The organism is Thermaerobacter sp. FW80, from assembly GCF_004634385.1.
Taxonomy (GTDB): domain Bacteria; phylum Bacillota; class Sulfobacillia; order Thermaerobacterales; family Thermaerobacteraceae; genus Thermaerobacter; species Thermaerobacter composti.
On sequence record NZ_CP037897.1, the window covers coordinates 1 to 8,456 of the forward strand.

General features: G+C 69.2%; 12 protein-coding genes. 10 read left to right on the top strand and 2 right to left on the bottom strand.

Going from position 1 to position 8,456, the window contains the following annotated elements; genetic code table 11:
• Positions 1-19 precede the first annotated feature (19 nt).
• From E1B22_RS12540 to E1B22_RS12550, 3 genes are read left to right on the top strand one after another with little or no spacing between them, the layout of a single operon-like run.
• Positions 20-430, top strand: a complete 411-nt coding sequence (locus E1B22_RS12540) for a hypothetical protein (RefSeq protein WP_135226192.1) — start codon at positions 20-22, stop codon at positions 428-430.
• A gap of 6 nt (positions 431-436) precedes the next feature.
• Entirely contained in the window at positions 437-760 is a 324-nt protein-coding gene (locus E1B22_RS12545; protein ID WP_135226193.1) for a hypothetical protein, read from the top strand.
• Complete coding sequence (locus E1B22_RS12550) at positions 757-1,056, top strand: hypothetical protein (RefSeq protein WP_135226194.1); 300 nt, start codon at positions 757-759, stop codon at positions 1,054-1,056. Before E1B22_RS12545 ends, E1B22_RS12550 begins: the two co-directional genes overlap by 4 nt.
• A 77-nt stretch (positions 1,057-1,133) precedes the next feature.
• Here E1B22_RS12550 and E1B22_RS12555 read toward each other — a convergent pair whose 3' ends face one another.
• Positions 1,134-2,105, bottom strand: a complete 972-nt coding sequence (locus E1B22_RS12555; protein ID WP_135226195.1) for a tyrosine-type recombinase/integrase — start codon at positions 2,103-2,105, stop codon at positions 1,134-1,136.
• A gap of 172 nt (positions 2,106-2,277) precedes the next feature.
• On the opposite strand from E1B22_RS12555, the gene E1B22_RS13990 reads away from it, so the two are divergent.
• The 7 genes from E1B22_RS13990 to E1B22_RS12590 all read left to right on the top strand — a co-directional run bounded on the left by E1B22_RS13990 (position 2,278) and on the right by E1B22_RS12590 (position 7,942).
• Complete coding sequence (locus tag E1B22_RS13990; protein ID WP_305791227.1) at positions 2,278-2,784, top strand: MerR family transcriptional regulator; 507 nt, start codon at positions 2,278-2,280, stop codon at positions 2,782-2,784.
• Between the two features lie 449 nt (positions 2,785-3,233).
• Positions 3,234-3,494: a RodZ family helix-turn-helix domain-containing protein gene (locus E1B22_RS12565; protein WP_135226196.1), complete on the top strand. Its 261-nt coding sequence runs from the start codon at positions 3,234-3,236 to the stop codon at positions 3,492-3,494.
• 12 nt (positions 3,495-3,506) lie between these two features.
• Entirely contained in the window at positions 3,507-5,924 is a 2,418-nt protein-coding gene (locus tag E1B22_RS13670; protein WP_135226197.1) for a phage/plasmid primase, P4 family, read from the top strand.
• Positions 5,925-6,107: 183 nt separating this feature from the next.
• Positions 6,108-6,887, top strand: a complete 780-nt coding sequence (locus E1B22_RS12575; RefSeq protein WP_135226198.1) for a hypothetical protein — start codon at positions 6,108-6,110, stop codon at positions 6,885-6,887.
• 18 nt (positions 6,888-6,905) lie between these two features.
• On the top strand, positions 6,906-7,316 hold the full coding sequence (locus E1B22_RS12580) for a hypothetical protein (protein ID WP_135226192.1): 411 nt from the start codon (positions 6,906-6,908) through the stop codon (positions 7,314-7,316).
• Positions 7,317-7,322: 6 nt separating this feature from the next.
• The gene (locus E1B22_RS12585; RefSeq protein ID WP_135226193.1) at positions 7,323-7,646 is read left to right on the top strand and encodes a hypothetical protein; all 324 of its coding nucleotides are present in this window, start codon (positions 7,323-7,325) and stop codon (positions 7,644-7,646) included.
• On the top strand, positions 7,643-7,942 hold the full coding sequence (locus tag E1B22_RS12590) for a hypothetical protein (protein WP_135226194.1): 300 nt from the start codon (positions 7,643-7,645) through the stop codon (positions 7,940-7,942). The genes E1B22_RS12585 and E1B22_RS12590 overlap by 4 nt, the downstream gene beginning before the upstream one ends.
• A 77-nt stretch (positions 7,943-8,019) precedes the next feature.
• Here the strand turns inward: E1B22_RS12590 and E1B22_RS12595 are convergent, their stop codons facing one another.
• Positions 8,020-8,454 carry a tyrosine-type recombinase/integrase gene (locus E1B22_RS12595; protein ID WP_135226199.1) on the bottom strand — a complete coding sequence of 145 codons (435 nt, stop codon included), beginning with the start codon at positions 8,452-8,454 and terminating at the stop codon, positions 8,020-8,022.
• Positions 8,455-8,456: the final 2 nt, after the last annotated feature.

Genomic DNA, 8,456 nt, shown 5'->3' on the forward strand with positions numbered 1-8,456 from the left:
ACGGGGAGGGGCCGGCCCTATGGCGGTGGCGACGAAGCGGAGCAAAGCGGTGGCGGTCAAGCGGGTTCCCTGGGAGCGCCTTCCCGGGGAACCCGCGAAGGCCTACGCCTACTTCCGCATCTACAAGGAAATGCCCCCGTCCAGGCGGTGCCTGCGGCGGGTGGCGGAAAAGGTGCTCGAAAGCTCCACCCGCCCGGTGAAGCTAAACTCCGCGCTGACCACGTTGAAGCGTTATTCCACCCGCTGGCGGTGGCAAGAGCGGGTGGCCGCCTGGGATGAATACTGCTACGTCCTGGGCCTGCTGGCCGCGGACCTGCTGGACCGGCGGGTGGTCGCCCCGCGGGCCTGGGGAGCCGTAAAGGCCGTGGACCGTTGGCTGCGGGAGGAGTACCTGGCCCGGGACATCACCGAGCGCGAGAAGGTGGGGTGACGAGCCTTGCCCTACAAGGACCCGGAAGTGCGCCGAGCCTACCACCGGGAATACAAGCGGCTTAAGCGGGCGGGCCTCAGTCAAACCCCGGGTCAAACCCCGGTTCCGGCGCCCTTCCGCGTCCAAGTGGCGCAACGAATCCTGGACATCCTCATGGAGCAAATGGAGGCCGTGCGGAATGACCCGGAGGCGGGGACGCTGGAGAAGGCCCGCTGCATTTCCTACGTGGCCGGGGCGGCCCTGAAGGCGGTCGAAGTGGCGGACCTGAGTGCCCGCATCGAGGCCCTGGAGGAAGCCTTGCAGCAGCAGAAGGGGTCGGTGGCCGTATGAACCTGCGGAGCCGCGTTGAGCGCCTGGAGAAGAAGACCCGGGGCCTAGTCATGACGCTTGCCACCGAGGACGGGGCCACCGTTCGTTGCACGTGGCGGGACGTGGCGGGCGCCTATTGCGAGTCCATCCAGGCGGCGCGGGAGGGGCGGATGCCTTCGCATCCCTTCCTGCCGACGCTCCTCCGCGCCATGCCCGGGCAGGACCCGTTTGTGGACCTGGCCCGGGGGGTGGCCCGCCAGATGATCGAGTACGTGGAGGCCCTGGGCGACGAAGCCGAGGAGGCCGAGGAGTCATAATTCCCGGCCGCCCGTGCATACGCTGGAGAAGCGTTCACGAGCTCCAGCGTTGGCCCGCCGTATGCCCGGCGGGCCTTTTACTTCACCAGAGGCCCGCCGAAGAACGGGACATGCAGGCTGCGGGCCGCCTGCTGGAGCGCCCGTTCGCCCCGCCGGTCATAGCGCCGCGTGGTTTCAACGCTGGCGTGGCCGACGTGGTTCGCCACCGTCACCGCGTCCACGCCCGCGTCCAGCATGTCGCTAACGCAGGAGCGCCGGAGATCATGCGGGGATACGTGGGCGACGCCCGCCGCGGCCGCCCGCCGCTGGAGCACGAGGCGAACCGTCTGCGGGGTCATGCCCGTAGTGCTCAGGCGGCCGCCCTTGTAGGCCCGCACGAATAGCGGCCCGTCCCAGTCGCCCCGGATGGAGAGATAGGCTTCGAGCGCCTGGGCGGCGCCGTTGTCCAGGAAGATCATGCGATGCTTGTTGCGCTTGCCCCGGACCCGGAGGCGGAAGGTGCCTTCGCCCACCCGCTCCACGTCCTCCCGGCGCAGGGCGGCGAGCTCCGCCCGCCGGAGGCCGCCTGCGTAAGCCACCGCGATAATGGCCGCGTCCCGGATGCCTACCGCGGTCCCGTCCGCGCAGGCCGCCATAAGGGCGGCGAGTTCGCCCGGGGTGACGCTGCGGCCCGCCGGGAGCCGCTTCCCCTCTACGTTGGGAACGTCCGCGGCCCGCCTGTAGTCCTCCGCGCTAATCATCCCCATGCGCCAGGCCTCCCGGAGGACGCCCCGCAGGGCGGACAAGCGCTTATTGATGGTGGCGGGCGCAAGACCTTCCTCCAGCCAGGACGCCCGGAGCGCCTGCAAGTGTTGGTAGCGGAGCCGCGCCCACGGCATGGTTTCGACCGTGTACCCGGCCCGCTCCGCAACGAGCCGCAGGACCTGTTCCATCGCGGGGCGGCTCCCGGGCGACAGGCTGGCGAGATAAACCTTGGCCGGGTTCGTTCCGGCCGCCCGGGCGACGGGGGCGGAGGCCTCATTCGGGACCGGGAGCAAGGCTTCGGACATGGCGGGTTCACCCTCCAGGATAGGTTCCGAGAACTCTAATTCTAGTTAGTAATCTACCCTTCCCGGAGGCCCCCGACAAGCCCCTACCACCGCAACGTCCGCAACAAAACCGCGGCCCGGAGGAGGCCCGGGGTGGGCCGGCGAACCGCCCGCCCGGAGGGGGTGCCCCACCGTGGAAAGGCAGTTGCTGACCATCGCGGATATAGCCCGCCACCTGGACCTGCCGGAATCGACCGTGCGCTACTACCGCGACAGGTTTGCTGAGTTTATCCCGTCCGTTGGCGAAGGCCGCGGCCGTCGCTACCCGCCCGAGGCCCTGGACGTGTTCCGAACCATTGCGGACGCCATGCGGAGCGGGGCGCCGAAGGACGAAGTGGAGGCGGCCCTGCGTGCCCGGTTCGCCCTGACGGTGGGGCCGGACAGCAGCAGCCACCGCAGCAACGCAGCAGCCGCGGTCCTGCGGGGCCTGCTGGCCGACGTGGTGGAGGAGGCCGTGGAGCGGCGGACGGAGGCCCTGCGGGACGAGCTCCGGCGGCTCCGGGAGGAGCTGGCCGCCGCCCGTGAGGCCTTGGCTCGTCAGGCCGAGCAAGAGGAGGCCCGCGAGGACCGCCTTGTGGCCCGGATGCGGGAGCTTCTGGAGGAGCGGCGGCGCCGCCGCCGGTGGTGGCCCTGGGGGTGACCACCCGGGCGCCGTGAACGATGTGAACGATGTGAACCTTTGTCCAATATAAGCAGAGAGCGCCTATATATAGCGCCGGGTTATATCGGAAAAAGGTTCACAAGGTTCACAAGGTTCACACGGCCGCCGCAGCCGCGGCCGCGGCGGGTGGCGGCCGTCCTCAAGGGCGCCTGTTAGGTGCGGTTTCGAGGAGGAAACTGGGAAGGTTCGGGAATTTCAGCAGGAGCGCGGGGACTCGTGGCTTAGTGTTCCCAATGTAGGCACCGCATGGTAACATCGTAAACGAAAGCGCCGCCCCGTGGTTGGCGGCCCGGGCGGCGCAACGGTCCAGCAGTATGGAGCTTTTTGTGCTCCCGGTGACCGCGCCACGACCGGCGCGGGCCACCGCGTACCCTGCCCTTTATATATAGCGATTTGCCTGCGCCAGGCACAAGAGGGGGTGACGGAAAATGCAGGCGACCGCGGCAAGGCGAGCCCGGGAAAACCCGATACGGGCCATCCGGCGAGCCCTGGGGATGAGCCGCCGCGACTTCGGGCGCCTGGTTCGCGTAGACCCGAGCTACCTGCTGGATTTGGAGGGTGGCCGTTTCGAGCGGTTCCCGGAATGGTTCGGGGAGCGCCTGCGGCCCCTGGGAATCGACCCAACGCCGGTGGCCCGGGAGTATGAGGAGTGGCGCCGTGAGATGCAAGCCATGTTCCGCGGCGAGTGAGGGGGTGACGTGATGGAGGACCGGAGGAATGAGAAAGCCGCCACCAACTGCGCGGGCGATTTAACGGGTGGCGGCGCCGCAGGAAGTGAGCCCTTCCTGCTGCCAGTTTATCACGAAAACGGCCGCGTGGACCCGGAAGATGGTGGCGGCCGCGGCGGATTGAGCCGGAGCGGGAAGGCCGCTCTGTTCTACGCCGAGCGCCTGGGGTGGGCGGTGTTCCCGGTTCACTCCATCCGGGGCGGCCGGTGTACCTGCGGGAACCCGTCCTGCGACAGCCCCGGAAAGCATCCGGTGGCCCGCCTAGCCCCGCATGGGGTGAAGGACGCCACCAAGGACCCGGACATCATCCGGCGGTGGTGGACCCGGGCGCCCTGGGCCAACGTGGCGGTGGCGACCGGCGCCGCGAGCGGGTTTATCGTGCTGGACGTGGACGGGGAGGCCGGGGAGGACAGCCTGGAGGCCCTGGTGGCCGAGCATGGCCCGCTCCCGGATACCGTCGAAGGCCTCACGGGCGGCGGTGGCCGTCACCTGCTGTTCCGCCACCCTGGGCGCCCCGTGGGCAACAAGGTGGGCCTGGCGCCGGGCCTGGACGTGCGGGGTGACGGCGGTTACATCGTGGTCCCGCCTTCGGTTCACGCGAGCGGGCGCCGCTATGAGTGGGAAGTATCGAGCCGCCCGGACGAGCACGAACCGGCCGAAGCCCCGGGGTGGCTGCTGGACCTGCTGACGAAGGCCGCGGCCCCGGCCGGGGAGCCCGGACGCCCCGATTGGCGCCGCCGTCTGGCAGAGCGGGTGAAGGAAGGCGAGCGGAACGACACGCTGGCCCGGGCCGTAGGCGGGTGGCTGCGGGCCGGAATGGACCCGAAAACCGTCCTGGACGCCGCCCTGGCGCTGAACAAGGCCCGTTTTGACCCGCCGCTCCCGGAGGACGAAGTGCTGAAGGTGGTCGAGTCCATCACCCGCCGGGAGGCGGCCCGCCGAGAGGCCGCGCACCGCGAGGCGGCCGAGGAGGAGCCCGCGGTGACGGTGGCGCCGGATTCCGAGCACCTAACGGACCTGGGCAACGCCCGGCGCCTTGTAGCCCGTCACGGCCGGGACCTGCGCTATTGCCACCCGTGGGGCCGGTGGCTGGTGTGGGATGGCCGCCGCTGGCGGGTGGACGACGTGGCCGAAGTGGAGCGGCGGGCGAAGGACACCGTGCGGGCCATGTACGCCGAGGCGGCCGGGGTGGACGACCCTGAGCGCCGCAAGGCCCTGGCGAAGCACGCCATGAAAAGCGAGTCCGCCGCCCGGATTCGGGCCATGTTGGAGCTCGCGGCTTCGGAGCCCGGGGTGCCCGTCCTGCCCGATGACCTGGACGGGGACCCGTGGCTGCTGAACGTGGAGAACGGGACCTTGGACCTGCGGACGGGCGAGCTCCGGCCCCACCGGCGGGAGGACTACCTGACGAAGCTTGCGCCCGTGAAGTATGACCCGGACGCCCGGGCGCCGCGGTGGGAGGCCTTCCTGCGCCGCGTCCTGGCGGACGATGCGGACCTGATCCAGTGGGTTCAGAAGGCCGTGGGCTACACCCTGACGGGCGACGTTTCCGAGCACGTGACCTTTATCGCCTGGGGGCCTGGAGCAAACGGCAAAACCGTGTTCTTCCGCACTCTGCTGGCCCTGTTCGGCCCCTACGGCAAGACCGTGGCCCCGGACCTGCTGATGATGCGGCGGCGGGATTCGCACCCGACGGTCCTTGCGGACCTGTTCGGTGCCCGTTTGGCGGTGGCTTCCGAGACAGAGGAGGACGGGCGCCTGAATGAGCCGCTTTTGAAGGCTATCACCGGCGGGGACCGGGTGAAGGCCCGCCATATGCGCCAGGACTACTTCGAGTTCGAGCCGACGCACAAGGTTTGGCTTGCCACGAACCACAAGCCCGTTATTCACGGGACGGATTACGGTGTCTGGCGTCGCATTCGCCTGATTCCCTTCACGGTGACGATTCCCGAGGACGAGCGGGACCCGCACCTGGCGGACAAGCTCCGGGAGGAGCTGCCCGGGATCCTGCGGTGGGCGGTGGAGGGGTGCCTGCTGTGGCAACGGGAAGGCCTTAAGGCCCCGGAGGCCGTGCGGCGGGCGACAGAGGCCTACCGCGAGGAAATGGACGTGCTTGCCCAATTCATCGCGGATGCCTGCGTCCTCCGGCCGGACGCCGTGGTGGCTGCGAAGGACCTGTATTCCGCCTATTTGGCGTGGTGTGAGGTTTACGGCGAGAGGCCCATGAGTCAACGGGCCTTTGGCCTGCGGATGGCGGAGCGGGGATTCGAAAAGACCCGCACTCGTACCGGGTTCGTTTACTACGGAATCGACGTGCCCTGGCACTACCGCGGGGCCGCCACCGAGGCCGCGGCCGCCAGGGAGCCCGGCCGCGGTGGTGGTGCTCCGTGAGGCGGGAGCTCTCGCATTACTGGTGCCCGTCCTGTAAGCGGCCGGTGGTAAAGGCGATTGCGAAAGCCGCCGTCTGGTGCCCCTGCGGGCGGCGGGCGGTGGAAATCCCGGCGAGCGGAAAGCGCCCCGCTCCCGGGGCCAGGGGCGACAGCTAGCCCTATTCAGCGAAAGGGGTGGCCGGACATGAAGCGCCTTCTGAACCGGAGGAAGATGGTCGAGCTTCGCAAGCGGCTGAAGGCGGCCGCCATGCAGGCAGTGGCCGTTATGGAGCAGGGGATGGCGCAAGCCGCAAGGGTCCGCAATGACAAGGAATTGGCCCGCGTCTATACGCCGGAGGCCCTGGAGGAGCTGGCGCAGCAGCGAATCGCAGCAGCCCGCAGGGAAGCGGAGCGAATCCTGACCCGGGCCTCCCTGGACGGGGAGCCCTACCCGGTTCGGGACCTGGCCCGGTTCGCCCACGAGGCGGCCGAGAAGGCCGTAGCAGAGAGGGATTGGCTGAATGACTACCGCTATGAGCGGGTGGTTTCCCAGCTTGCGCCGGTGGTGACGGGCCAGCCCCTTATGAAGCTGTTCGAGCTCTACCGGCGGCGGGCCGGGGACCCGGAGGCGAAGGCCTACCTGGAGGAAGTCATCCAGGCCCGTATCGACGTGGAGGGTGGCAACCGCGATACGCAGGAGCTTTTCGAGGCCCTGAAGGTGGAAGCCAACAAGCTGGCGGCCGAGCCCGAGCGGGAGGCCCGCGAAGTCCTGGAGCTTGCCCGGCGGCGGGCGGAATACGCCGAGTTCATTGGTCACTTCCTGGACGCTGCCGAGCGGGCCGCTCAGAATGGCGCCCGGGCGATTAACGAGGACGGAGCGACGCACCATTACGCCCTGCTCCTCACTCACTGGTTCGACCGGGAGGAGCAGGGCGAACAGCCCGAAAGCGAGCCCGCGGCCGAGCCGGAGGCCGTGGCCGAGTAACGGGGAGGGGCCGGCCCTATGGCGGTGGCGACGAAGCGGAGCAAAGCGGTGGCGGTCAAGCGGGTTCCCTGGGAGCGCCTTCCCGGGGAACCCGCGAAGGCCTACGCCTACTTCCGCATCTACAAGGAAATGCCCCCGTCCAGGCGGTGCCTGCGGCGGGTGGCGGAAAAGGTGCTCGAAAGCTCCACCCGCCCGGTGAAGCTAAACTCCGCGCTGACCACGTTGAAGCGTTATTCCACCCGCTGGCGGTGGCAAGAGCGGGTGGCCGCCTGGGATGAATACTGCTACGTCCTGGGCCTGCTGGCCGCGGACCTGCTGGACCGGCGGGTGGTCGCCCCGCGGGCCTGGGGAGCCGTAAAGGCCGTGGACCGTTGGCTGCGGGAGGAGTACCTGGCCCGGGACATCACCGAGCGCGAGAAGGTGGGGTGACGAGCCTTGCCCTACAAGGACCCGGAAGTGCGCCGAGCCTACCACCGGGAATACAAGCGGCTTAAGCGGGCGGGCCTCAGTCAAACCCCGGGTCAAACCCCGGTTCCGGCGCCCTTCCGCGTCCAAGTGGCGCAACGAATCCTGGACATCCTCATGGAGCAAATGGAGGCCGTGCGGAATGACCCGGAGGCGGGGACGCTGGAGAAGGCCCGCTGCATTTCCTACGTGGCCGGGGCGGCCCTGAAGGCGGTCGAAGTGGCGGACCTGAGTGCCCGCATCGAGGCCCTGGAGGAAGCCTTGCAGCAGCAGAAGGGGTCGGTGGCCGTATGAACCTGCGGAGCCGCGTTGAGCGCCTGGAGAAGAAGACCCGGGGCCTAGTCATGACGCTTGCCACCGAGGACGGGGCCACCGTTCGTTGCACGTGGCGGGACGTGGCGGGCGCCTATTGCGAGTCCATCCAGGCGGCGCGGGAGGGGCGGATGCCTTCGCATCCCTTCCTGCCGACGCTCCTCCGCGCCATGCCCGGGCAGGACCCGTTTGTGGACCTGGCCCGGGGGGTGGCCCGCCAGATGATCGAGTACGTGGAGGCCCTGGGCGACGAAGCCGAGGAGGCCGAGGAGTCATAATTCCCGGCCGCCCGTGCATACGCTGGAGAAGCGTTCACGAGCTCCAGCGTTGGCCCGCCGTATGCCCGGCGGGCCTTTTACTTCACCAGAGGCCCGCCGAAGAACGGGACATGCAGGCTGCGGGCCGCCTGCTGGAGCGCCCGTTCGCCCCGCCGGTCATAGCGCCGCGTGGTTTCAACGCTGGCGTGGCCGACGTGGTTCGCCACCGTCACCGCGTCCACGCCCGCGTCCAGCATGTCGCTAACGCAGGAGCGCCGGAGATCATGCGGGGATACGTGGGCGACGCCCGCCGCGGCCGCCCGCCGCTGGAGCACGAGGCGAACCGTCTGCGGGGTCATGCCCGTAGTGCTCAGGCGGCCGCCCTTGTAGGCCCGCACGAATAGCGGCCCGTCCCAGTCGCCCCGGATGGAGAGATAGGCTTCGAGCGCCTGGGCGGCGCCGTTGTCCAGGAAGATCATGCGATGCTTGTTGCGCTTGCCCCGGACCCGGAGGCGGAAGGTGCCTTCGCCCACCC